This window comes from Pseudoalteromonas sp. GW168-MNA-CIBAN-0100 (assembly GCF_040309225.1).
GTDB lineage: Bacteria > Pseudomonadota > Gammaproteobacteria > Enterobacterales > Alteromonadaceae > Pseudoalteromonas > Pseudoalteromonas arctica.
Map to the genome: position 1 here is coordinate 101,164 of NZ_JBEOOL010000012.1, position 24,776 is coordinate 125,939.

The window sequence follows — 24,776 nt, forward strand, 5'->3', positions numbered from 1 at the left end:
ATGACAGATAATATATTGACGCAAGAACCAGATAAGAACAGACATTTTCAATGGCTTTTTTTAGTACTGGGCCCTTTAGTAATGCTATTAACATGTTTACTTGATCCGCCAACAGGAATGTCGGTTGCGGCATTTAAAACCGCAGGTTTAGCGTTTTGGATGGCATCGTGGTGGGTAAGTGAAGTTGTACCAATTCCGGCAACTGCATTGCTACCACTGGTAATATCACCACTGGCTGACATAGCAGCAATAAAAAGTGTGGCTGCGCCATATGCACACCCGTTAATCTTTTTATTTTTAGGCGGATTTTTAATCTCAATTGCTATGGAGCGTTGGGGTTTACATAAACGTATTGCATTAAGCACCATGTTATATGCGGGTAAAAAACCAAGTTTACAAATTTTAGCTATGATGCTTGTTACTGCATTTTTATCTATGTGGATGTCTAATACTGCGACAGCCGTAATGATGTTGCCTATTGCACTTTCAATTACCAATTTGGTTAAGCAATCAGACCCAAGTAATGAAGGGTTTGGCAAAGCATTGCTACTATCAATTGCTTATGGTGCAAGCATTGGTGGTATTGCTACTTTAATTGGTACACCGCCTAATGCATTAATGGCTGCATACCTATCTGACAGTTACCAAATTGAAATAGGCTTTGCTCAGTGGATGATTGTAGGCGTACCACTGTCTTTAAGTATGCTTATTATTAGTTGGGTTTGGCTTACCAAATTTGCGTATAAAGTAGATGCTAATGTTAAAAACGATCAAAAAATTGATACCAAAGCGGTATTTTCTGAACAGTTAAAAAAGCTTGGAATAATGCAACGCGCAGAAAAAGGCGTATTGTTTGTATTTGTGCTTGCTGCACTTTGCTGGATATTTAGACCTTTATTGGGTGATATAACAGGTCTTAAAATTTCAGATACTACAATTGCAATTGCTGCTGCATTACTGCTGTTTGTAATGCCTGCTAATAAAGGCAGTGATGAGCGTATTCTTGATTGGCAAAACGCCTCACAAGTGCCTTGGGGCGTATTGCTATTGTTTGGGGGCGGACTTACGCTTGCATCTCAAATTAAATCGTCAGGTCTTGCCGAGTTTATTGCTCACATGATTGAAGGCGCAAGTGCGATTCCTCTTGTTATGAGCGTACTTGTTGTGGTTGCTTTAATTACATTTTTAACTGAAATTACAAGCAATACAGCAACCGCTGCAGGTTTCTTACCGTTATTAGGTCCTGTTGCTGAATCGATAACAGGTTCACCCCTTGTATGGGTTATTCCTGCTGCTATTGCGTGTAGTTGCGCATTTATGATGCCTGTAGCAACACCACCAAACGCTATTGTGTTTGGCTCAGGGCAAATTCAAATGCGCGACATGATAAGAGCCGGCTTTGTGCTAAATATTGTGGCTATTGTATTAATTACGCTGGTAACAATGACGATTGCAGCGCAAGTATTTGGCTTTTAAAGCTGTACTAAATTAGTTCCAACCAGTAGCTTTGTTTATATTTACAGTTTTAAACAAAGCTACTCTTTATACTTATTTATATTGCTCAAGAAGCTCTTTTTTAGATAATTAGTGTTATTGCTCGAAAAACAGAACAAGGTTATAGTCTGCGGTAACTTTAAAAATTGAGTAATCTATTTTGAGCACCGACACATCACAGGCAATGCCTTTAATTCCCCTATTTGATGAATTGCAAAAAAGCTTTCTCGAAACACCTTACTTGCCAATTGATAAACGTCTCGTTTTATTAAAAAAACTCCGTGTACGTATTGTTGAACTTGAGCAAGAGCTAGTGGATGCTGCTTCAAAAGACTTTGGTTACAGAACCGCTTTCGATACTCTACTTGGCGATATATTGCCTACGGTTCAAACACTCGCGCACATTATCAAAAAGCTACCAAAATGGGCAAAGCCAAGTAATCGCTCTGTAGGTTTAAGTTTGTGGCCTTCAAAAGTAAGTGTTAATTACCAACCTAAAGGTGTGGTTGGTATTATTGCACCGTGGAATTACCCGATTCAGTTAGCGTTAGTACCTGTGCTTACCGCCATAGCTGCTGGTAATAGAGTTATGCTCAAATTAAGCGAGTTTACACCTCACACAAACGTCGTTATCGAAAAAATATTTAAAGACGACATGCAAACGCATTGCAAAATAATACAAGGCGGTAGCGACGTAGCCGCGCAGTTTTCATCACTGCCATTTGCTCATTTATTATTTACGGGGTCATCGGCCGTTGGTAAATTAGTAATGGCTTCAGCGAGTCGTAATTTAACACCAGTAACGCTCGAACTCGGTGGTAAATCGCCAGTTATTATTACGCAAAATGCCGATATTAAAAAAGCGGCACAAGCTTTACTGTTTGGAAAAATGGCCAACGCAGGGCAAATATGCGTTGCTCCCGACTACGTATTTGTACCCAAAGAGCTTGAGCATCAGTTGGTTCAGCAATTATGCGAGCTTTATAAAAAGCACTTTAAAGACGGTGTTGAAGGTAAAAACTTAACCTCTATTATTAGCGATGCACACTATAAACGTTTAGCAACCTACTTAGAGCAAGCCCAAGAGCTTGGCGCAAACATTATTAAGCCACTTGAGCAAAACCAGCAAGATGAGCAAAAACATCGTATGGGGCTGCACTTAGTGACTCAAGTTACTGACGAAATGCAGCTTATGCAAGATGAGTTATTTGGCCCAATACTACCAATAATGAGTTATGACACGCTCGACAGCGCAATTGACTATATTAAAGCCCATCACCACCCGTTAGCGCTTTATATTTTAGGGCAAGATAAGCACGCTCAAGAATACATTATGAAGCAAACAATCAGTGGCACTGTAGCGATAAACGATACGTTAGTGCAAGTAACTGCTGACGATGCCCCTTTTGGTGGTGTAGGGCATTCAGGAATGGGGCATTATCATGGCATAGAAGGGTTTTTAACGTTTAGCCATGCTAAAAACACGTTAGTATCGGGCTCGTTTAATCCTCGTATTGTTATGCTGCTAAAACAAAGCAAACTTCTTATTAAGCTACTAAAGTGGCTTTACATAAAATAAGAGTATGTTGATTTTGTAAAGTTGAATAGATTTTGAACTTGCTAAATCAAGATATTAAAAAGGCTGAATTACGTTATGTAATTCAGCCTTTTTTAGATTAGTTTCAAACTAAGGTCTTAAACTCTTAAACTCTTAAACTTTAAAATAAGCGACCTTCGCCAGCATAAGTACCCACTTGTATTTTTGCATAAATGGCATCGGCTTTTTCTTTAGCTTCTTCAATTTCTTTAGGCAGCATTTTACGCTCATCAAGTTTGCGGCTATGACTCGCTTGCATATTGCCGTTGTACTCAGCGATAGTATTCCAAATGTATGACTTTTCTAAATCTTTTGGCATACCTAGCCCTTCAAAATACATGAGGGCTAAATTGAATTGTGCTAAAGAGTAATTGTTTGCAGCTGCTTTTTCGTACCAGTTGCGTGCCGCTTCATAATCTCGCGTAACGCCCACGCCATTGGAATACATTACACCTAAATTAAACTGAGCCGCAGGCAGGTTTTTATTGGCTGCTTTTTCAAATAAGGTAACAGCCATTTGGTGATCAAGCTTTACGCCTTTACCTTCGTCGTATAAAACAGCTAACGCAAACATTGAATCCGGATGGTTCTTTTTAACGCCTTGTTGATAAAGCGCAGCTGCCTTGCGGTAATCGCGTGTTACACCGTATCCACCTTCGTATAATTTAGCTAGTTCGTAAATTCCTGGTGCAAAACCTTTATCGGCAAGGTATTGAAATTCTTTTAGGGCGACTGCAAATTCACCTTCGTTAGCTGCTCTTATGCCATCTTCTAATGTTGCATGAGCGAAAGGGCTGGCAAGTAAAACGCCAGCAAGAACGAGTGCTTTCAAATTAAACTGTGACATATTAATGTCTCCAATTAGTAATAGTTACGATAGGTTTTAGGGCCAGTATATCTTGCCGCGATTAAATAGCGCCTAAATAGAACAAGTTTTAATCCCGAAAGGTAAACAGACTTTAGTTAAATGCTAAATTATTAAATTTTTGCACTATTTACGCATTTTAAACGTTTAATACTCAATGCATTTAAGTAGAGACTAAATCGGTTATTATAAATAGATGCAAAAAAGGGTGTCTACTGTTATGTTTTACGCCAGCTTTAGCGCAAACGCAAGGCGATACCTTATCAGATCGTGCGTATAAAATGTAAATAACAGCGCGGTGGACTTTTAAGGTAAGTAAACGAGTTTAAGAAGTGTAAGATACAGATTTTATAGAAAATTTAAAGAAATAAAAAAAGCCCGTTAGGGCTTTTTTGAATCATATTAACCGTCACTAATATGAGCAATGTAGCAAGTAAATGTGATATTTGATGTTATTACTTGGGTCGAGTAAGTAATAACACGAAGCGGCACGCTCTTCTTTTAATGTGTCAGCATCCTTGCTGAATATTCTTCCGTAGGCACTGAGGTCGTTACACTGTGTTTGTGCGAACGATTATCAGTTAGATCTAAATACAAGTCAATACTTAAATGATAATTATTATCAAATGAGTTTTGAGCTTTGCCACAATCTAAATAATAGAGAAGGTTATGCTTAATAATTTCAAAGCAAAAAAACTAAAACAGATATGCCTTGCTGTAAGTATGTTGTTTTTATGTAGTTGTTCGGCATCTTTTACTTACAATAATTTGAGTTGGCTTTCATCGTTTTGGGTTGACGATTATGTTGATTTAAATAAAAAGCAAAATACACAGCTAAAAAACATAATTACAACAACACAAAATTGGCACCGAACTACCCAGTTACCCGCCTACAGACAAGACATACAAAATATAAAAGTATTGTTTAACCAAACATTGGAGGCTAAACAATTAAAAACACAGGTTGTGCTTGCAAAACAACATTGGCAGAACCTACTTGGGTATGCAAAACTGCCTTTAGCTGAGCTTGGAGCAACCTTATCAAGTGAGCAAAGAGGTGAGCTTTTAGACAATATCCAAATAAAAATTAACGACGAACGCGAAGAGTTTAACGAACAAACCCCGCTTGAGCGAAAAAGTGAGCGTTTGGAAGAGCAATTTGAATACTACGAGCAGTGGATAGGCAAGCTTAATAAACAACAAAAAGCGCTGATTAAATCTACTAATGAGCAACATCAAGATGCAGGAGCTCTGTGGTTAGAGTACAAGCAAAACCGTTTGAATGCAGCCAAACAGGTATTCAAAAATGCTGAAATTACAAAAAAAGAATTTATAAATCAGTTAAGTACGGTTATTGAAGAGCGCGAACTTTATATGAGCGACGCACTATTGAAAAGCAATGAAGCAAACTTAAATTTATATATAAATTTACTCTACGAATTAAACCTAACTCTAAATGATAAACAACGCCAAAGCGTTAATGATCAATTTGATGAGTTAATTGAGACCTTAAACGATATAATAGAAAACTAAATTGTGCGTGAATTATTAAGTTTTAAATTAGCTGTTTAGGCTGGTTTGTTTTTAAACGCAAAAAATGCTTTTTAAAGGGCAATATATGGTTACAGATTTGAAAAGTATCTTAAACACTTGGTATCTCAATAGGGACAACCAAGAATGGGTTTTAGCTACTTTGTACAAAATTGAAGGCTCTAGCTACAGAAAACTAGGGGCTATGATGCTTATTTCTTGCCTAGGCGAGCGCTTGGGCATGCTTTCAGGAGGCTGTTTAGAAGCTGACATACAGCGCCACGCTAAACAAGTAATGAGTACTTTAACCAGTAAAACCATTAGTTATGATGCCACCGATGAAGACGATTTAACATTTCAACTTGGCATTGGTTGTGGGGGCATAGTACATATTTTACTGCAGCCCATTCACAAAGCTAATGACTATTTACAGTTAGAGCTTGTATCTAAAGCACTTAATGAGAATAAACCAGGGCGATACCTTCAACAAGTAAGCCCCATTTTGCCAGCCGGCAGTGGTGTATTTACGCAAAATGATGAGTTACATGGTTTATCAATGAACCGCAAAGCGCAGTTGGTAGAATTACAAGGCGCTACGTGCTTGCAAACTTCTATTTATCCGCCTCCTCATTTATTAATAGTAGGTGGTGGCGCTGATGCAGTTCCGGTTTATACATTTGCCAAACAACTTGGTTGGAGTGTAACTGTATGGGATACACGTGCTGCCAATGCAAAAAGGCAATATTTTAAAAATGCAGATGCTATTTTGCGCTTCACACCGAGTGAGTTAAAAGAATATTGCATAACTAATAAAGTAGATGCTGCTATTTTAATGGCTCACAGCGTTGAGCTCGACGCGAGTACGTTGGCTCAATTTAAAGATGTTCCGTTTAAATACATAGGGTTATTGGGTCCTAAGCACAGACGTGAACAAGTTTTAGAGCACGCAAATACGCGTGTTTCACAAATTAAGGCTCCTGTTTTTGGGCCTGTCGGTTTAAATTTAGGCGGCGACTCGCCAGAGAGTATTGCACTATCGCTGATCAGTGAAATACATGCAGTGCTGTGTGACAAAAACGCCCAATCGCTAAGCCATTGGGGGCAAGAGGCGTGCTAATTGCAAAAGTTGTTTTAGCCGCAGGTCAATCATCTCGCTTTAACGGCTGTAAATTAACGGCTGATATCGGGTTTGGCAAAACAATGATTGAGCATGCAGTAAATACACTTCAAGAACTTGATGACACACCTGTATATGTAGTTACCGGGGCATGGCATAAAGAAGTATCACAAGCACTGGCAGGTTATAAAAACATAGAGCTCATTGAGAACAAGCAATGGAGCCAAGGTTTAGGTAATTCAATCGCGATAGCTTCTCAAACAGTGTTTAAAAATAAGTCCTTTGATGGGATTTTATTTATGCTCGCGGATCAGGTTGAGCTAAAAGTAGCGCACTTAAGTGAGCTAGTTACTGGTTTTACACGTAATCCATCGCGCTGGTGCGCAAACTATGGCGAGCGTTTAGGTGTACCCGCTATATTCCCAGCGGTTGATTTATCTCAGCTTGCAAGCTTAACTTCAGATAGAGGTGCACAGCAATTACTGCGCTCCAGCAGTGAAGTAGTCAATACAATTAGTTTACGTAGTGCGAGTTTAGACATAGATACTCAAAAGCAGCTAAGTAATTTTATAGCTAAAAATGAGTGAAAAAGTATTAGTAGGGCAAAATAAGTTTTAGCTGCGCTAACGCTTTAGTGCAGTGGTTATGGTATTTAGCTGTTAATGTAGCTGATGCGGTAACTATATGTGTTATGGATTAGTAGTTACAACAATCTTAACTGTTATAACCCGTGTTTAAATTAAATAATTTAAACACGGGTTATAAAGCTTAATCAAGGGGCAAGCTATGGTGACGTTTACAATTAATGGCAAGGTGGTTGAATCACACGCAAGTGAAGATACACCATTGTTATGGGTTATTCGTGATGAAATTGGATTAAAAGGTACGAAGTTTGGTTGCGGTATTGCAATGTGTGGTGCGTGTACGGTGCATTTAGATGGGCAAGCAACTCGCTCATGTGTTTTACCAATTGGCGCAATTGCAGGAAAAAACATTACCACAATTGAAGGGCTTAATAACGAACACCCACTTCAAAAAGCATGGGTTGAAGAGCAAGTACCACAGTGCGGTTACTGCCAATCGGGGCAAATAATGCAAGCTGCTACATTACTGGCAGCTAATCCAAGTCCTTCAGATGAAGAAATAGTAAGCCATATGAATGGTAACTACTGTCGCTGTATGGCTTATAAACGTATTAAAACTGCTATTCAACGCGCTGCAGATGAGTCACAAAGTGTAGTAAATATATTTGATCCAAATGCACAAGACGCTTAACTGGAGCCGATAATGAAAAAATTATTTCAAAAAAATAGCGAAACCGTTAATTTAAATCGTCGCTCGTTTATGATTGGCACTGTTAGCGCAGGCTTAGTCATGGCGTTTGCCCCTGCGTTATTTTCGGGTTCGCTCAGTGCAAAAGAATCAATTGCGCAACAAGCTTTTTCACCCACTATTTGGTGGACTATGAGCACCGACGGCGCCGTAGAAGTGAGTATTGCTAAAGCTGAAATGGGTCAACATATTGGTACTGCTCTTGCGCGCATTGTGGCTGATGAGCTTGAATGTGATTGGGATAAAGTATCAATTACCTACGTAGATACCCATGAAAAATGGGGCTTTATGGTAACGGGTGGTTCGTGGTCTGTATTTCAAAGCTTCAAGCCATTATCTCAAGCCGGCGCTGCGGGTCGAATTGCATTAATAGAAGCCGGAGCTAAAATGCTTGGCGTGCCTGCAGACAAATGTCGTGCTGAAAAGGGCTATATTATTGCAGGCGAAAAATCGGTTAGTTATGCTGACATAGTTAAAAAAGGCGAGTTTAATCGTACATTTACCAGTGATGAAGTTGCAAACCTTCCACTAAAACCTGCTAATAAACGTCATTTAACTGGGCTTAAACAAGACTTTAAAGCGCTTGATATACCAGCCAAAACAAATGGTACCGCAGTATATGGGATAGATGTAGAAGTTGAAGGCATGCTGTACGCGCGACCAGTAATACCGCCAACCCGTTATGGCAGCACAGTAACAAACGTTGACGATAGTGCAGCAAAAGCTATTAAAGGTTACAAAGGCTATGAAATTTTAAATGACCCTAGTAACACAGTGCAAGGCTGGGTTGTTGTATTAGCTGATAGTTACCCAAGTGCCATTAAAGCAGTAGATGCTTTAAAGGTGAGTTACAAAAAGGGTGAGTCAGCAAATATATCTGAGGCTGATATTCAAAAAGAAGGTAAGCGATTATGCGAGCAACGAGACTCGGGTACTTTATTTGTTGATCAAGGCGATATAAAGAAAACTCAAGCAGACGCCAGTGAGTCGTTAGAATCAATGTATACCACAGCGACAGCAAGTCATTATCAGCTAGAGCCATTAAATGCGGTTGCAGAATTTAAAGACGGAAATTGGATTATTCATACAGGTAACCAGTGGCAGTCACTTACGTTACCAGCGCTTGCTAAAGCACTCGATATAGAACAAAACAAAGTAATTATTCGTCCTTATTATTTAGGTGGTGGTTTTGGTCGTCGATTATTTGGTGACTGGACTGTACCTGCAGCTCTAACTGCAAAAGCAGTAGGTAAACCAGTAAAGCTGGTATTTACACGAGCAGACGATAGTTTATTCGATCAGTCTCGTTCTGCATCTGCTGCAAAAATGACGGCGTCGTTTGATAAAAACGGTACTTTTACTGGTTTAGAGCATGCATTTGCTGCAGGTTGGCCTACTAAAGCAATGGCACCAGCGTTTTTATCACCGGGTGTTGATGGTAAAGGTAAATTTGATGCATTTTCGGCATCGGGCGCTGATCATTGGTATAGCATGAGCAGTCATCGTGCACGCGCTATTAATAACGAAGTTGCACAAAGCACCTTTACTCCAGGTTGGTTACGTTCAGTAGGGCCAGGTTGGATTGCTTGGAGCCTTGAGTCGTTTATTGATGAAATTGCCCATAAGCAAGGCAAAGATCCAGTTCAATTTAGAATTGAAATGTTAGATGGTAAAGGCAAGCAAGCAGGTAAAGCACCTGAGAGCGTTGGCGGAGCACTGCGCTTACGTAATGTGCTTAAAACGGTGTCTGACAAAGTAGCTTCTGTAAAATTAGCTAAAGATGAGGGCATTGGTTTTTCTGTAAGTTCAGGGCAAGAACGTACTATGCCAGCATGGCTTGCAACCGCAGCGCATGTTCATGTTAACCGTGATAGTGGTAAAATAACGCTCAAAAAGCTCTATGTTGTTGTAGATGCTGGCTTAATAGTTCACCCAGATGGCGCACTGGCGCAAATTGAAGGGTCGTTACTATGGGGCAGCAGCCTTGCATTGCATGAATCAAATACGTATAAAGATGGGCAAGTATCAGCGACTAACTTTAATACTTATTTACCGCTAAGAATGCAAGATGTGCCAGATATTGACATTGAATTTTTACAAAGTGATGAGTTTCCAGTTGGTTTAGGCGAACCTGGCGTGATAGGGGTCGCTCCTGCTATTGGTAATGCTGTGTTTAATGCAGTAGGCGTGCGTTTACGTGACCTACCAATGAAGCCAAGCGAACTTAAAAAAGGCTTAGAAGCGTAAAACAAAAATAACTAAAGGGGTATGCTTTATGCTGCCCCTTTAAGTTATTAAATATATTTATGTAATTATTATTTATGTATCAATAAGTAGCGTTGTTTATACCAATTTGCTTAATTAAATGATTAAGTATTATTGCAAATTGGTATTAGGTTGTTATTACGTGTTGATATTAGTTAAGGTTTATTTATGCTAATCGACCCAACAGGGCGAGAGTTTAGTTACTTACGTTTGTCTATTACTGATGTATGTAATTTTAAGTGTGTTTATTGTTTACCAGATGGTTATCAGGGCGGGCCAGACCGTGGTTTTCTCACAATTGATGAAATTAGCAACACGCTTAAAGCGTTTGCACACCATGGTATCGAAAAAGTAAGGATCACTGGCGGAGAGCCAACCCTTAGAAAAGATTTTATAGATGTTGTTCGCGCGGCAAAAGATGTCGCGGGCATAAAAAAAATTGCAATGACTACCAATGGTTTTTCTCTTCATAAGAATATTCATGACTGGGTAGATGCAGGCTTAAACGCCATTAATGTAAGCATTGATAGTTTAGATTCGCGCATGTTTAACACCATTACTGGGCATGACAAATTTACCTCAGTAATGAAAGGTATTGATACTGCGCTTGAAACGGGTATTGATTCGGTAAAAATAAACAGCGTGCTGATGAAGCAATACAACGCAAAAGAGTTTGATACATTTTTAAATTGGGTTAAACACCGCCCCGTCACCATCCGCTTTATAGAATTGATGCAAACAAACGACAACAAAGCCTTTTTTGATGCTAACCATGTTTCTGGGCAAGTTTTAAAAACTCAGCTACTACAAACGGGCTGGCAGCAAGTTGCGCGTAGTGCATCAGCAGGTCCTGCTCAAGAGTTTGCGCATCCTGATTATCAAGGCAGAATTGGTTTGATCATGCCTTACAGTAACGACTTTTGTAGTACCTGCAATCGACTAAGGGTTACAGCAAAAGGAAATCTGCACTTATGCTTGTTTTCTGAAGAGGGTATTTCGCTAAGAGAATATATGAACGACAGTTCAAACAGTGAATTAATGGCATTGTTATCTCGTTATATTAAAACTAAAAAGCCAACTCACCTTTTACACCAAGGTAATACCGGTATTACTACTAATTTATCTATGTTAGGTGGCTAGTTGTTAAAGCCACTTAGTGATACTAAAGCATCAAACGTGTTTCTAAAATACAGTACATTATCCCTAAAAGGTAAATAACTGGTTGTATCTACATGGTTTTATATCAACAAAGCTTGTTAAATTGTATTTTCACGTTAAACTTACTTTTTATTTTTATTAAGTGATTAGAATGGATATCGCGGCTCTTAATAGCACTAAATCATTAAGAAAGGACGTCCTGAGAGGGATGTGCCTTTGTTTTGGTTTTTTATCGGTAGGATTTGCGGGATTTAATTTAACCGTAAATAACTTTCCATTGCTTGGCTACATCGAAATCTGTTTTTCTATTTATTGTATATTTACTTATATTTCACTTATACGCCGCCCATTACAGTTTTGGCAATCCGTTGTAATGTGTGTACTTATAACGCTAATTGTTATTTTAGGTACATCCTTAGCATCGCCTCGTAATGGTGTATTTGTATGGTCATTTGCATTACCTATTTTGTACTACCTGTTATTAGGTAAACAATATGGTGTAATTTTCTCTGCAAATTTATTAGTTATCCAAGTGTTTATTTTAGGGAGTAAGTCTACACTTGCCCCCTTTGAAACTTTTAACTTATCCCTTAATCTACTCTGTGCTTATTTAAGTATTTGGGCGATTTCTCATGTTTTTGAAGGGAGCCGCTCACATTTTTCAAAGCGCCTTAAAAATTTAGCGTTACTTGATCCGTTAACGGGTGCAGGTAATCGCCTTTCAATGAACCACTACTTTGAAGTTGAACTACAAGATAAGTCACAGTTATATTTGTTTTTACTCGATTTAGACTTTTTTAAGCAGATAAATGATGAGCATGGCCATGGTGTCGGTGACCAAGTACTTATCGAAGTGGCCACTTTACTAAGAGTTGTGCTTGGTAGAGGGTATGTATTTAGAGTAGGCGGTGAAGAGTTTGCTTTATTTAGCTCTTTTGCAAATGAAGAGGCTGCACTTAATACCGCTGAACAAATAAGAGCACGTTTTGAAAATACCACATTTGACATTGACGGCCTTGCGATTAATGTTACAACCAGTATTGGTGTGGCAAAATTTAAAAGTACTAATTCATTGGAAAGCTTTGTAAACCAAGCAGATAAACAGTTATACAAAGCAAAACAATTTGGCCGCAATAAAGTGTATTGTAAGTTTAAAAAAGAACATGACTACGAAACGGTAGTTGCTTAAGCAGGGTTACTTAATACATTTGCTCAAAATTGGGGATCCCGTTTTCCCAAATCGGTTTATCTTTTCCTAAATGCTCGCGCACAGCATCAAAAAACAACCGGGTCCTCACTGGTAAATCTCGGTGCGGATATACGGCATACATCGCACTAAACTCCATGAGTTTTACATCGGTCAATAAAGGCACTAGCTTACCTTGTATTATTTCATCACCAATAATAAATGCAGGGGCGACAAAGTAAGTTGTACCCGATAGTGTTTTCATTAACAATGACTCGGCATCATTAGCACGAAACACACTTTTTATTTTTTGCTCGCAGCGTTCACCCTTACTATCGTAGTAATCTATGGTTTCTACTCGAATAGAATTACTGGCATAGCTTGCTGCTGGTAATTGCGCTAACTCTTCGATTGTCTTTGGCATACCGTAAGTTTCAATAAACTGCGGTGCAGCTAAAATTAATAATCGGTTACGCGCTATTTTACGTGCAATAAGTGACGAATCTTTAGGCTCACCTACACGAAAAGCCAAATCAAATCCTTCAGAGACTATATCTACTAATCTATCGTCTAAACGCAGTTCAACTTCTACTTGAGGAAAGCGTTTTTGAAAATCATTAAGTACAGGTTGTAAATAACGACGACCAATAAGTGTTGAGGAAGTGATTTTCAATACGCCACGCGGTTCTAAATGGTAGTTTTCAGCCATGCGTACGGTTTCGCCGAGCAGCTCTCTAAGCTCAGCGGCTTTTTTGATCATTTCGGCACCCGCCGCTGTGAGCGAAAATGAACGCGTGGTTCGGTTAAGTAACCTAACGCCTAACTCATCCTCTAAACGGCTAATTTGTTTAGATATAACAGAGCGATCTATGTTGCGGATTTCTGCAGCTTTAGCAAAAGAGCCTTGCTCAACCACTTCAAGTAACATTAAAAGTCGACTTGTTGTATCCATTATTACACCCTAACTAATCTATTGATGCCATTTTGGCATTAATGAATTTAAAAATCTATGGTTTTTACACACGGGTTTAATCCGTATTATGCGAGGCTAATCAACAATGGAGCGTCTTCATGAACAAACATCTAATTGCTGCTGCACTTACAGCGGCATCTTTAACACTAGCAGGTTGTGCCGATGAGAGCACAGCTCAATCAGCACCTGCACAGCAACTTCAACCAATTGATGTAGCACAGGTGCTTGTTAAGCCGGTACAAAGCTGGCACACATATACAACTCGTTTAGAGTCTCCACAAGAAGTTGCCTTAATGCCGCGTGTATCGGGAATCATCGATAGCATTGAATTTAAAGAAGGCGACGTGGTTAAAGAAGGCGATGTTTTATTTCAATTAGATGCTCGTCCATTTGCTGCTGTGGTTGCTAGTTTAAAAGCGCAAATTAACAGCGCAGAAGCCGCACTTGAACAAGCTAAAAGTGAAGACAAACGTGCGGTACGCTTATTAGATCGTAAGGCAATCTCAACTGAGCAAGCACAAGCGCGTACTTCAACACTACGCCAACGCGAAGCACAGCTTTCAGCACTTCAAGCACAACTTACTTCAGCAGAGCTTGATTTAGAGTTTACGTCAGTAGTATCACCAATTGATGGCATTATTTCTCGCGCAAATATTACTAAAGGTAATAACATACTTGCGGGTCAAAGCGTATTAACGTCAATTGTTTCAAACCAAGCTATGTACGCTTATTTTGATGTTGATGAACGCACATGGAATAGCTCTTTCAATGATGTTACTGCTGCGAGCCACCAAACTGTTGTAATGCAAAAAGTCGGTCAAAGCGATTTTGCATACAAAGGCTACATTAACTTTATTGATAACCAAATTAATTCATCAACGGGTACATTACGCGTTCGTGCAGTATTTAATGAAGACAGCAACCAATTACGCGCAGGCTCGTTTGCACGTATTAAGCTTGCAGCCAACTCTATTAGCGACGCGATTATTATCCCAGAGCGTGCAATTGGTACCGACTTAAAAAATCGTTTTGTATTAACGGTTGGCGAAAACAACGTACTTGAATACAAACTTATCACTACTGGTGAGCGTTACGGTGCATTACGTGCGGTTACATCGGGCCTTAACGAAGGTGATGTTATTGCTGTAAATGGCCCAGCTCGCGTAGGCCCTGGTATGCCAATCTCTCCGCAAACAGTAACAATTGATACAAGTGGTGTGGCATTTACATTGTTAAATGACAACGCACAACTTGTGGCTAAGCAATAAGGTTTATTGATGAAATTCTCGCATTTCTTTATACAGCGTCCAATATTTGCGGCCATGCTGTCATTGGTTATTTTAATTGCTGGTGGTATATCACTATTCCAATTACCAGTAAGTGAATACCCAGAAGTAGTTCCTCCAACAGTTGTTGTTACCGCCAACTACCCAGGTGCTAACCCTACCGTTATTGCGCAAACAGTGGCAACACCGCTGGAGCAAGAAATTAACGGCACTGAAAACATGCTATATATGTTTTCGCAAGGTACCAGTGATGGCCGCATGACACTAACGGTAACCTTTGCTTTAGGTACCGATTTAGACCGTGCTCAAGTACAAGTGCAAAACCGTGTAAACAGTGCGCTTCCGCGTTTGCCAGAAGAAGTACAACGTTTAGGTGTTGTGGCTGAAAAGTCATCACCAGATTTAACCATGGTAGTGCATTTATACTCACCTGAAAAAACGCACGACACAGCGTACTTATCTAACTATGCCGATTTAAACATTAAAGATGAAATTGCGCGCTTACCGGGCGTAGGTGATATTCGCATGTTTGGTGCTGGCAAATACTCAATGCGAGTATGGCTAAACCCAGATGCACTTGCTGCACGCGAATTAACAGCAACAGATGTAGTGACAGCACTTCGCTCGCAAAACCAGCAAGTTGCTGCAGGTAGCTTAGGTGCGCAACCAATTTCAAACGACAGTCAATTTCAAATATTGTTAAACGTTAAAGGTCGTTTAAACAGTATTGAAGAATTTGAACAAGTTATTATTAAAGTAGGCGACGAAGGTCAGTTAACGCGTTTATCTGATATAGCCCGTGTTGATTTAGGTCAAGACACTTACGCACTGCGTGCAGAGCTTGATAACCAACCAGCTCTTGCAATGCCAATATTCCAACGCCCAGGTTCAAACGCTATTGAGCTTTCTGATCAAGTACGTGAAACAATGGCGCGCTTATCTAAAGATTTTCCTACCGGTGTTAAATACGACATTGTGTACGATCCTACGGTATTTGTTCGCGGCTCAATTGACGCGGTAATTGCCACTTTGCTTGAAGCAATTGTGCTGGTAGTTATTGTTGTTATTGTATTTTTACAAACGTGGCGTGCATCTATCATTCCGCTAATTGCTGTGCCTATTTCGCTCATTGGTACGTTTGCAGTAATGCAGTGGTTAGGTGTCTCAATTAATACCTTGTCGTTGTTTGGCTTAGTATTGGCCATAGGTATTGTTGTAGATGATGCGATTGTAGTTGTTGAAAACGTAGAGCGTAATATTGAAAAAGGCTTATCGCCACTTGAAGCAACCCGCGTTGCAATGAGCGAAGTAACAGGCCCTATTATTGCAATTGCGCTAGTACTAAGTGCTGTATTTATTCCTACTGCGTTTATTACCGGTTTATCAGGTCAATTTTATAAGCAATTTGCACTTACAATTACAATTTCGACGATTATCTCAGCGTTTAACTCACTAACGTTATCGCCTGCGCTTGCTGCATTGTTATTAAAATCACATGATGCAAAACCAGATGCGTTCACGCGTTTACTTAATAAATTGTTTGGTCGTTGGTTGTTTAAACCATTTAACCGCGTATTTAATCGTGGTGCTAAAGGTTACGAAAAACTGGTACAAAAACTAATTCGTATGACTGTTGTTGTTATGGTGGCTTACATTGCACTTGTTGGCGGCACAATTAAGTTATTTGATTCTGTACCAGGTGGCTTTATTCCACAGCAAGATAAACAGTATTTAGTGGCTATTGCGCAGTTACCTGACGCATCAAGCCTTGATCGTACTGAAGACGTACTTGCTCAAATGCAGCAAATTGCATTAGAAGTACCAGGCGTTGCACACACAGTTGCATTCCCTGGTTTATCAGTGAACGGTTTTACGAATAGCCCTAACAGCGGCATTGTATTTACACCACTTGAAAGCTTTGACAAACGTACCGACCCAAGCCAATCAGCTATGGCGATAGCGGCGCAGTTGAATAAACGTTTTGCCGCCATTGATGAGGCATTTGTAGCGGTATTTCCACCGCCGCCAATTCAAGGATTGGGCACAACAGGTGGTTTTAAACTGCAAATAGAAGACAGAGCTAATAAAGGGTTTGAAGCATTATTTAATAGCCTGCAAGCCGTTATTGGTAAAGCGCAACAAGACCCTGCATTAATGGGTCTGTACTCGAGTTTCCGTATCCAAGTTCCACAAATGGATATTGATATTGACCGTGAGCAAGCGCTTATTCAAGGTATTCCACTTGATGAAGTATTTAATGCCCTGCAAATTTATCTAGGCTCTGTGTACGTAAATGACTTTAATATGTTTGGCCGTACGTACCAAGTAAATGCACAGGCTGATGCTGACTACCGCTTAGATCCTGATCAAATACTTAATTTAAAAGTACGTAACCGCTCAGGTAATATGGTGCCATTAGGCTCTGTATTAACAGTAACACCAACAATTGGTCCTGACCGTGTTATGCATTACAACGGTTACCCAAGTGCAGAACTAAATGGCAGCCCAGCGCCAGGTTATAGTTCTGATCAAGCACAAGTTGCTATTGAAAAAGTACTCGCAGACACACTACCAACAGGTATTGAATATGAGTGGACTGAAGTAACGTACCAACAAGTACTTGCCGGTAACACCATGGTTTATGTATTCCCGTTAGTTGTATTACTTGTATTTATGGTACTTGCAGCGCAGTACGAGAGCTTACGTTTACCACTGGCAATTATATTAATTGTACCAATGACTATTTTCTCAGCCTTGTTAGGTGTGTGGTTTGTTGGCTCTGACAACAACATATTCACCCAAATAGCGTTAATAGTACTGGTCGCGTTGGCTTCTAAAAATGCAATATTGATGGTTGAGTTTGCAAAAGATAGACACGACTCAGGCTTATCGCACTTAGAGGCAATACTTGAGGCATGTCGTATGCGCTTGCGCCCAATATTAATGACCTCAATTGCATTTACAGCAGGTGTTGTACCTTTAGTACTTGCCACCGGTGCGGGCGCCGAAATGCGACACGCAATGGGTAACGCAGTATTCTCAGGGATGATAGGTGTAACCGTGTTTGGCCTATTGTTTACGCCGGTATTTTATATGTTAGTGACTAACAAAAAAGAGAAAGCGCAGGAGAATACTCATGACTAAATTAATGCAAAAAAGACTTAAAACAAGTCTGACTGCCAGTGCAGTATTAGTCGCTGTGTTTTTAGCCGGGTGTGCGAGTAAAATAGACACCATGAGTGAGCAAAAAGCCGTTAACGAATTTGTTGCCAAAGCTAATATTGCTAGTAACGTTAGCGTTGCTGATGAGACAAACTGGTGGAAAAAGCTTAAATCTGATCAACTAAATGAGCTTGTTACTGGTGCGCTTGCAAATAACTATAATTTGCAAACAAGCCAGCTAACACTTAAAAGTGCATTAGCGCGACTAGGAGAGCAAAAAGCCCAATACCTTCCGCAAGGTGGCGTAAATGTTGGCGCAGCTCGAAGCGATGCACCAAGCGTGTTTGACCGCCAATCAAGTGCAAACGTTGCACTTGATTGGCAGCTAGATTTATTTGGTCGCATAACGGCGTTGGTTGATGCTGCAAATGCATCAGCCATGAGCCAAGCAGAGCAAGTACGCTTATTACAAATTGAAGTAGTTTCGTCAGTCGTTAAAGGCTTTGTAAGTTATCAAGGTAATGTTGAAAAACAACACATTGTTACACTCCAAATTGAAGCGCTTGAGCAAAGTATTGACGTTCTTCAAGCCCGAGTTGACGAAGGCGTCGCAAACGAGCTTGATTTAAACCGTACGATGGCGCAGCTTAGGCAGCAACAAGCACTAATGCCTGCCATTGAGTATGCAAAATACAGCGATTTATCTGCCCTTGCAGTACTAAGCGGTAAGTTAGCGCAAAATATTGCTATTGAAAACGAGCAAGGCGTGCTTGAACGTGACTTTAGCGTAGCACTAAAAAACGCTAATAATGCCATTGCCTTACGTCCAGATATTAGCCGTGCACTGTTTGACTTTAGCCAAGCAAATAGTTTAAGCGTTGCAGCTAGTAAAGCGTTATTACCAGATATTAGCTTATCTGCATTTGCAGGGGTTGTGAGTATAGACAGCACAGGCTTAAAAAATACCGATCAGCAGTGGCAAGTAGCACCGCAGTTACAATGGTCGTTATTAAGCTACCCAGCATTATTAGCACAGCGCGACGCGCAGCAGTTTTTAAGTGAAGCCGCTTACAGCGATTATCAACAAGTGGTATTAACTGCACTAAGTGAAAGTGAACTTTCACTGCAATTGTTGGTCAATCAAGCACAGCAAAAACGCTTTGCCGATGAGCGCTATGACTTTGCTAATAAAGCATTTTTACAAGCACAAGCAATGTACGAAGAAGGTCAAATTCCTTACCTTGAGTTGTTAGATGCGCGCCAGGATGTTTTAATAGCACAAGAAAATGCTGTTGAAACAACAATTTCTTCACTGCTTGCCAAAGTAAATGCTTACCAGTCATTTAATGGCCAATGGAGTTATGCGTTAAACGACACTAATAAGTAGAGTTATATTGATGCCAAATACTGAAAATTTACATGAATACATTATCCCGCAAACGATGCGCGCTATTGTACTGCCAGAACCAAATGAAGCAATTGACTTAGCGGATGCTGAGCTGCCTGTTCCTATTTGTGCAGATAACGAGCTGCTTGTAAAAGTAGAGTACGTTGGTTTAAATCCAGTTGATGGTCAATTTGCTAAAACAGGCTTTTGTAAGTGGCAGTATCCACACATTTTAGGCTTAGATGCCGTAGGTGTTGTGGTTAAAGCTAATAAAGGTGTGTTTCCAAATGTTGGCGAGCGGGTTATGTGGCATGCCAACATTGGTGAGCAAGGTGCTTTGAGCGAATACACCAAAGTACCTAACTTTGCAGTGTCGGTTGTGCCAAGCAGTTTAAATCCGGCCATTGCAGCAACACTTCCATGCGCCGGTATGGCAGCACTTATCAGCTTAGATAAAATAGGCATTAGTGAAGGCGATACTATTTTTATTGAAGGCGGAGCCGGAGCGGTAGGGCAGTTTGCTATTCAATATGCAAAACAGCGCGGTGCAGATGTATTTACCACGGCATCAAAGCGTAACCATAAATTGGTTAAGCAGCTAGGCGCTGATGTGGTTTTTGACTATAGCGATAAAAAGCTATGCGAAAAAATCCGTAGAGAACTTGGCCCACAAGGTTTTGACGCGGTTATTGATACGATAGGTGGAGAGTGTACTCAGCGTAATATTGAGTTAATGCGTTTTTGCGGACGTATTGCCTGCTTAAATCCGCTACCTTGTTTTGATCAAGACTTAATGTATCACCGAGCGCCCAATATTAGCGTTGTATCGATTGGTGGTGCATGGCTTGCTAATAGTTTATGTGCACAACAACGTTTGAGTTTTATGGGCAACTTGTTACTTGAAGGAGCTGTTAGTGGCGACATTAAACACCCAGAAATAACGCCCGTAGATTTTAGTGCAGAGTCAGTATCGCAAGCACTTAATAAACAACTTGCTGGTGGTTTTACCGGCAAGCAAGTTGTTAAAGTTGCTAAGTGAAGCGCTTATACAATTTGATTTAAATTTAAGTAGTTTTAGCTAGATTAACTGATAATGTAGCCTCTACAAATTGAATAAAAACGCAGCCTATTTGTGCTGCGTTTTTTTATGCCCATCAAAAAATAGATACAGCGCTAGCGCTTTTGCTGTTTTATTCATCATTTTAGTTAAAATACTTTTTTTCAGCGTACAGCTGTAAGCCTTTGTGTTTCAACAGTTTACGTTCAGGTAAAGAAAATAAATTGAAAAAACTGTTAATTAATTGAATAGAGTAATTGATCTAAACGATTTTTTATGACGTAATGTAGGTATTATTTAGCTGGTCGGATGAGTTCAATCATGAGTTTACGTACAAAACTAAAAAAAGTATTACCAAGTATTTCTATCACAGAACAAGAAGCGCTAGACGCGGGTGATGTATGGCTTGAAGGTTCTATCTACCAAGGTAAGCCTGATTTCAGTGCACTTCGCGACGTACCTGCTGCTAAATTAAGCGCAGACGAGCAAGCATTCTTAGACGGTCCAGTAAAAGAGTTACTGGGCATGATTGACGATTCAGTGATTCAAAACGGCATTCATTTACCAAATGACATCTTAGAATTTTTGAAAAAAGAGCGTTTTTTCTCGCTTATCATTCCTAAGTCGTTTGGTGGTTTAGAGTTTAGCCCTTATGCAAACTCTACTATTGTTGGCACAATTGCGACTAAAAGCTCAGCAGTAGCGGTAACCGTCATGGTTCCTAACTCGTTAGGCCCGGGTGAGTTATTACTTCACTTTGGTACGCAAGAACAACAAGCGCATTACTTACCACGCCTAGCAAATGGTACAGACATTCCATGTTTTGCATTAACAAGCCCAGAAGCGGGTTCTGATGCAGGTGGCATTCCAGACATTGGTACAGTAACTAAAGGCATGTACAACGGTGAAGAAGTACTTGGCCTTGAGATAACATGGGACAAGCGCTACATAACGCTTGCACCTATTGCTACTGTACTTGGTTTAGCCTTTAAAGTAATGGACCCTAATGGTTTATTAGGTGGTAAAGAAAGCTTAGGTATTACCTGTGCACTAATTCCAAAAGAGCACCCAGGTGTAGAGCTTGGTAATCGTCACGACCCAATGGGTATTCGTTTTTACAACGGTACTACACGTGGTAACAAAGTATTTGTACCAATGGACTTTGTTATTGGCGGGCAAAAAAATATCGGCCGTGGTTGGCAAATGCTGGTTAGCTGTTTAGGTGCTGGCCGTGGTATTTCATTACCTGCGCTAGGTGTTAGTACAGCACAAGTTGCATTTAAATCAGCATCTGAATACGCAGCAGTGCGTGAACAGTTTGGTTTAGCCATTGGCCAGTTTGAAGGTATTCAAGAAAAACTAGCTGACATTGCAGGTAAAACATACCTACAAGAAGCAATGCGCGTACTTACAACTGAAGGCTTAGGCATGGGCTTAAAACCATCAGTAGTAACCGCAATCGCTAAATACCACATGACAGAGCTTGGTCGCGACGTGCTTGATTCAGCAATGGATATTCAAGCGGGTAAAGCGATTCAAAATGGTCCACAAAATACATTAGCAAGTGGTTATGTTGCTCAGCCGATTGCCATTACGGTAGAAGGCGCGAACATTCTTACACGTAACCTAATGATCTTTGGTCAAGGTGTTATGCGTTGTCACCCATATTTACAATCTATGGTTGAGTCAATTCACAGCGAAGACAAAGGCGCAGATAAAGAATTTAACGGCATTTTACGTAAAACAATTGGTTACAGCACAGCAAACAGCTTACGTGCTTTTCGCCTTGGTGTTTTACCATTTACAGCAAGTGCAAACTCTGAATTACCAGAAGTACGCGACTACGAAAAAGCTGTGCATAAATTATCAGCTAAATTAGCGGTATATGCAGACTTCTCGTTACTGGTACTTGGCGGTAAATTAAAACAAGCAGAAATGCTATCGGCACGTTTAGGTGATGTAATGAGCTTCTTATATGCAGCTATGGCATCAATTAAATACTACGAGCAAAAAGTATCAAGTAGTGACCGTGAGCAAGCAGCGCCGTATTTCCATTACGCGACTCGTTTTGCACTACAAAGTGCTGAAGAAGCATTGCATAAGTTTTTAGATAACTTCCCTGCAAGTGGTACACGTAAGTTTATTCGTTTCATTACAATGAACTACTCAACTAAAATGCCAAAAATTAGCGATGATTTAATCCGCGAACTAGCTAAGCAAGCTCAGCTAGATACCGCATTTAAAGCGCAAATTACGCATTTAGTTAAACCAGTAGTAGGCGATGGTCATCATATTAATGAGCAAGCTTACAAAGCTAAAATGGCATCACTTGGCGAGCTGGCTAAAGTTAAAAAAGCACTACGTGCTAAAGTAATTAAACCAGGTATACGCTTTAACATCACGCTTGATAACGCACTAGCGGCAAACGTAATCACGCAAGCTGAACACGTTCAGTTAATTGATTACAACATCAAACGTGAAAAAGCGATTCGTGTAGATGAGTTCGATTTTGATATGAATCTACTAGACGATAACGCACAGCCGATTAATCCGCTTAAAAGTGTAGTTAATCAGTAAGTTAAAGTAACAATATTCAATGATGCAAAGCGCCCGTAGTATCGGCGCTTTTATTTTTGATTAAAAAATTAGTGTGGAGCCCCGTTTGTGTAAAAACAAGCGGGGCTTTTTTTATGTGTTTTAAAGTAGTAACAGATGGCAGTATTGATTTGTAAACAAGTATGTATTTTTAGGGTGTTGAAAAGAAAAGTTTATAATCTTGAAAAAGGGCTAACAACCCCGTTAGCGCCTTGCTGTAATACATGAGTATATATTTGTGTGGTTTTAACATCAGAATGGCCAAGCTGAGCTTGAACAGTTCTTATATCGGCGCCATTTTGCAGTAGATGAGTAGCAAAAGAGTGTCTTAATGTATGAGGTGTTATTATTTTTGTTAACCCTGATTTTTGGACGGCTTTTTTAACCTCTTTTCTAATACAAGAGTGATGAAAATGATGTCGTCTTATTTCACCACTTTGAGGATCTGAACTTAATATATGAGAAGGAAATAAATACTGCCACGCAAGCGATTTTGCGGCACTTGGATATTTTTTTGTTAAAGCATATGGCATCCATACGCCAGAATATTCCGTATTATTTAAATCCAGTTTTAAATAGTCATCAACGTTCAAAATTTGATTTCTCAGCATAGGAATTAGCTCTGTGGCCAGCGTAACAATGCGGTGTTTATTACCTTTTCCATTCCATACTTGAATGCATTTATAATCAAAATCAATATCTTTCACCCTTAATTGCACCGCTTCCATTACTCTTAAGCCACTTCCATACATAAGGGCTGCAATTAAATAATAGCGCTTATTTAAATGAGCCATCAACATTTTAACTTCCTCTGGGGTCATCACTACAGGGAGCTTTGCTTGTTTTTTACTACGGGCAAAATTTAAATTTAATGAGAGTTCTTTTTTTATTATGTGCTTGTATAAAAATGACAATGAATTGAGTGCGGTAGCTTGCGTACGTGGTGCAACGTTTTGCTTTAACACTAAATGTTCTAAGTAGCGTTCGACTTCATTGTCCCCCATTGAGGCGGGATGGCGTTTATTATGAAAATGGATATAAGATGCAATCCATCTTAGGTAGGTATCGACGGTGCGTAATGAATATTGACGAACTAGCATATATTCAGCTATGTAATTTAAAAATGGGGAACGTGTTTTCATACTATTACCAACAATAGCGCTGTTTTTATATACAGTATAGTTGTGATGCACACATATTCAAGAAAATGAGCGGCGAGCGCATTTTGTCTTTTATTGAGAGTTTGAGTGCTAATAAAAATTATATATAGCAATGTATTAAGTTATTTGGTAAAAAAGATTTATAAAAAACATGAGCGTATCGTTGGCAGAAATATGCGCGATGAGCGCACTATTAAATTGTTGAACTAAGCCGCTACGCGGAGATCCTATTCTGACCATTTGAGCCACACTTACCTTGGGGTTATCCCATATTTGGAGGTAAGTCATGAATACACTCATTGAACAAGTCAAAACTGAAATAGCCTATCGTGGTTATTCACAAAGTACCTGTAAAAGTTACTGCGAGCATTTACTTAAACTCAGCCATTATTTTAATAAACCACTCGATTTAATTACTGATGATGAGCTGAATATCTTTTTTAAAGATCCCGCTATTCGCAAGCTCTCCAGAGCGAGTCAAAAAATACAAATAAACAGCATTTGGTTTCTGTTTAAGAATATTTTACATCGCCCACTGAACTTAGACATAGCCTTGCCTAAAGCAAAACCTCGGGCACCTACTTATTTATCGCGTGATGATATTCGACGACT

At 39.8% G+C, this 24,776-nt stretch carries 18 protein-coding genes; 15 read left to right on the forward strand and 3 right to left on the reverse strand.

The window, feature by feature from the left end; genetic code table 11:
• A complete protein-coding gene (locus AAEY62_RS09560; protein WP_024591797.1) occupies positions 1 to 1,476 on the forward strand; it encodes an SLC13 family permease in 1,476 nt (491 codons plus the stop codon).
• A 178-nt stretch (positions 1,477 to 1,654) separates the two neighbouring features.
• A complete protein-coding gene (locus AAEY62_RS09565) occupies positions 1,655 to 3,073 on the forward strand; it encodes a coniferyl aldehyde dehydrogenase (protein WP_350634859.1) in 1,419 nt (472 codons plus the stop codon).
• A gap of 139 nt (positions 3,074 to 3,212) precedes the next feature.
• On the opposite strand, the gene AAEY62_RS09570 is transcribed toward AAEY62_RS09565, so the two are convergent.
• Positions 3,213 to 3,938, reverse strand: a complete 726-nt coding sequence (locus tag AAEY62_RS09570) for a tetratricopeptide repeat protein (RefSeq protein WP_007582012.1) — start codon at positions 3,936 to 3,938, stop codon at positions 3,213 to 3,215.
• A 687-nt stretch (positions 3,939 to 4,625) separates the two neighbouring features.
• Between AAEY62_RS09570 and AAEY62_RS09575 the strand changes: the two genes are divergently transcribed.
• From AAEY62_RS09575 to AAEY62_RS09605, 7 genes are all read left to right on the forward strand, one after another.
• Positions 4,626 to 5,489 (forward strand): DUF6279 family lipoprotein, encoded by an 864-nt coding sequence (locus tag AAEY62_RS09575; protein ID WP_197209150.1) that lies wholly within the window; start codon positions 4,626 to 4,628, stop codon positions 5,487 to 5,489.
• Positions 5,490 to 5,574: 85 nt separating this feature from the next.
• Positions 5,575 to 6,603 (forward strand): XdhC family protein, encoded by a 1,029-nt coding sequence (locus tag AAEY62_RS09580; protein WP_350634860.1) that lies wholly within the window; start codon positions 5,575 to 5,577, stop codon positions 6,601 to 6,603.
• A complete protein-coding gene (locus AAEY62_RS09585) occupies positions 6,597 to 7,190 on the forward strand; it encodes a nucleotidyltransferase family protein (RefSeq protein WP_350634861.1) in 594 nt (197 codons plus the stop codon). The genes AAEY62_RS09580 and AAEY62_RS09585 overlap by 7 nt, the downstream gene beginning before the upstream one ends.
• Before the next feature lie 199 nt (positions 7,191 to 7,389).
• Positions 7,390 to 7,878 (forward strand): (2Fe-2S)-binding protein, encoded by a 489-nt coding sequence (locus AAEY62_RS09590; RefSeq protein ID WP_007582016.1) that lies wholly within the window; start codon positions 7,390 to 7,392, stop codon positions 7,876 to 7,878.
• Positions 7,879 to 7,890: 12 nt separating this feature from the next.
• Entirely contained in the window at positions 7,891 to 10,182 is a 2,292-nt protein-coding gene (locus AAEY62_RS09595) for a xanthine dehydrogenase family protein molybdopterin-binding subunit (protein WP_350634862.1), read from the forward strand.
• 186 nt (positions 10,183 to 10,368) lie between these two features.
• The gene (gene moaA, locus AAEY62_RS09600) at positions 10,369 to 11,340 is read left to right on the forward strand and encodes a GTP 3',8-cyclase MoaA (RefSeq protein ID WP_024593165.1); all 972 of its coding nucleotides are present in this window, start codon (positions 10,369 to 10,371) and stop codon (positions 11,338 to 11,340) included.
• A 169-nt stretch (positions 11,341 to 11,509) separates the two neighbouring features.
• Positions 11,510 to 12,547, forward strand: coding sequence for a GGDEF domain-containing protein (locus AAEY62_RS09605; protein WP_350634863.1), 1,038 nt, complete (start codon positions 11,510 to 11,512; stop codon positions 12,545 to 12,547).
• A gap of 10 nt (positions 12,548 to 12,557) precedes the next feature.
• Here AAEY62_RS09605 and AAEY62_RS09610 read toward each other — a convergent pair whose 3' ends face one another.
• Positions 12,558 to 13,496 (reverse strand): LysR family transcriptional regulator, encoded by a 939-nt coding sequence (locus tag AAEY62_RS09610; protein WP_007582020.1) that lies wholly within the window; start codon positions 13,494 to 13,496, stop codon positions 12,558 to 12,560.
• A 119-nt stretch (positions 13,497 to 13,615) separates the two neighbouring features.
• Here AAEY62_RS09610 and AAEY62_RS09615 point away from each other — a divergent pair, with 119 nt between their 5' ends.
• The 5 genes from AAEY62_RS09615 to AAEY62_RS09635 all read left to right on the forward strand — a co-directional run bounded on the left by AAEY62_RS09615 (position 13,616) and on the right by AAEY62_RS09635 (position 22,986).
• Positions 13,616 to 14,785, forward strand: coding sequence for an efflux RND transporter periplasmic adaptor subunit (locus tag AAEY62_RS09615; RefSeq protein WP_010553924.1), 1,170 nt, complete (start codon positions 13,616 to 13,618; stop codon positions 14,783 to 14,785).
• A gap of 9 nt (positions 14,786 to 14,794) precedes the next feature.
• The gene (locus AAEY62_RS09620; RefSeq protein WP_350634864.1) at positions 14,795 to 17,947 is read left to right on the forward strand and encodes an efflux RND transporter permease subunit; all 3,153 of its coding nucleotides are present in this window, start codon (positions 14,795 to 14,797) and stop codon (positions 17,945 to 17,947) included.
• The gene (locus tag AAEY62_RS09625) at positions 17,940 to 19,352 is read left to right on the forward strand and encodes a TolC family protein (RefSeq protein ID WP_350634865.1); all 1,413 of its coding nucleotides are present in this window, start codon (positions 17,940 to 17,942) and stop codon (positions 19,350 to 19,352) included. The genes AAEY62_RS09620 and AAEY62_RS09625 overlap by 8 nt, the downstream gene beginning before the upstream one ends.
• 10 nt (positions 19,353 to 19,362) lie before the next feature.
• On the forward strand, positions 19,363 to 20,391 hold the full coding sequence (locus AAEY62_RS09630) for a zinc-binding dehydrogenase (protein WP_024599805.1): 1,029 nt from the start codon (positions 19,363 to 19,365) through the stop codon (positions 20,389 to 20,391).
• Positions 20,392 to 20,730: 339 nt separating this feature from the next.
• Positions 20,731 to 22,986, forward strand: a complete 2,256-nt coding sequence (locus tag AAEY62_RS09635; protein WP_197236434.1) for an acyl-CoA dehydrogenase — start codon at positions 20,731 to 20,733, stop codon at positions 22,984 to 22,986.
• A gap of 191 nt (positions 22,987 to 23,177) precedes the next feature.
• Here AAEY62_RS09635 and AAEY62_RS09640 read toward each other — a convergent pair whose 3' ends face one another.
• Complete coding sequence (locus tag AAEY62_RS09640) at positions 23,178 to 24,146, reverse strand: integron integrase (protein ID WP_165735938.1); 969 nt, start codon at positions 24,144 to 24,146, stop codon at positions 23,178 to 23,180.
• A gap of 304 nt (positions 24,147 to 24,450) precedes the next feature.
• On the opposite strand from AAEY62_RS09640, the gene AAEY62_RS09645 reads away from it, so the two are divergent.
• Positions 24,451 to 24,776 (forward strand): phage integrase N-terminal SAM-like domain-containing protein (locus AAEY62_RS09645; RefSeq protein WP_350634866.1); only part of this gene is annotated, 326 nt, incomplete at its 3' end.

Excerpts from the sequence above, each read along its gene's own strand:
- AAEY62_RS09560 (WP_024591797.1), top strand. The coding sequence starts at position 1 with ATGACAGATAATATATTGACGCAAGAACCAGATAAGAACAGACATTTT.
- AAEY62_RS09570 (WP_007582012.1), bottom strand. The coding sequence starts at position 3,938 with ATGTCACAGTTTAATTTGAAAGCACTCGTTCTTGCTGGCGTTTTACTT.
- AAEY62_RS09575 (WP_197209150.1), top strand. The coding sequence starts at position 4,626 with ATGCTTAATAATTTCAAAGCAAAAAAACTAAAACAGATATGCCTTGCT.
- AAEY62_RS09580 (WP_350634860.1), top strand. The coding sequence starts at position 5,575 with ATGGTTACAGATTTGAAAAGTATCTTAAACACTTGGTATCTCAATAGG.
- AAEY62_RS09590 (WP_007582016.1), top strand. The coding sequence starts at position 7,390 with ATGGTGACGTTTACAATTAATGGCAAGGTGGTTGAATCACACGCAAGT.
- AAEY62_RS09595 (WP_350634862.1), top strand. The coding sequence starts at position 7,891 with ATGAAAAAATTATTTCAAAAAAATAGCGAAACCGTTAATTTAAATCGT.
- moaA (WP_024593165.1), top strand. The coding sequence starts at position 10,369 with ATGCTAATCGACCCAACAGGGCGAGAGTTTAGTTACTTACGTTTGTCT.
- AAEY62_RS09605 (WP_350634863.1), top strand. The coding sequence starts at position 11,510 with ATGGATATCGCGGCTCTTAATAGCACTAAATCATTAAGAAAGGACGTC.
- AAEY62_RS09610 (WP_007582020.1), bottom strand. The coding sequence starts at position 13,496 with ATGGATACAACAAGTCGACTTTTAATGTTACTTGAAGTGGTTGAGCAA.
- AAEY62_RS09615 (WP_010553924.1), top strand. The coding sequence starts at position 13,616 with ATGAACAAACATCTAATTGCTGCTGCACTTACAGCGGCATCTTTAACA.
- AAEY62_RS09620 (WP_350634864.1), top strand. The coding sequence starts at position 14,795 with ATGAAATTCTCGCATTTCTTTATACAGCGTCCAATATTTGCGGCCATG.
- AAEY62_RS09625 (WP_350634865.1), top strand. The coding sequence starts at position 17,940 with ATGACTAAATTAATGCAAAAAAGACTTAAAACAAGTCTGACTGCCAGT.
- AAEY62_RS09630 (WP_024599805.1), top strand. The coding sequence starts at position 19,363 with ATGCCAAATACTGAAAATTTACATGAATACATTATCCCGCAAACGATG.
- AAEY62_RS09635 (WP_197236434.1), top strand. The coding sequence starts at position 20,731 with ATGAGTTTACGTACAAAACTAAAAAAAGTATTACCAAGTATTTCTATC.
- AAEY62_RS09640 (WP_165735938.1), bottom strand. The coding sequence starts at position 24,146 with ATGAAAACACGTTCCCCATTTTTAAATTACATAGCTGAATATATGCTA.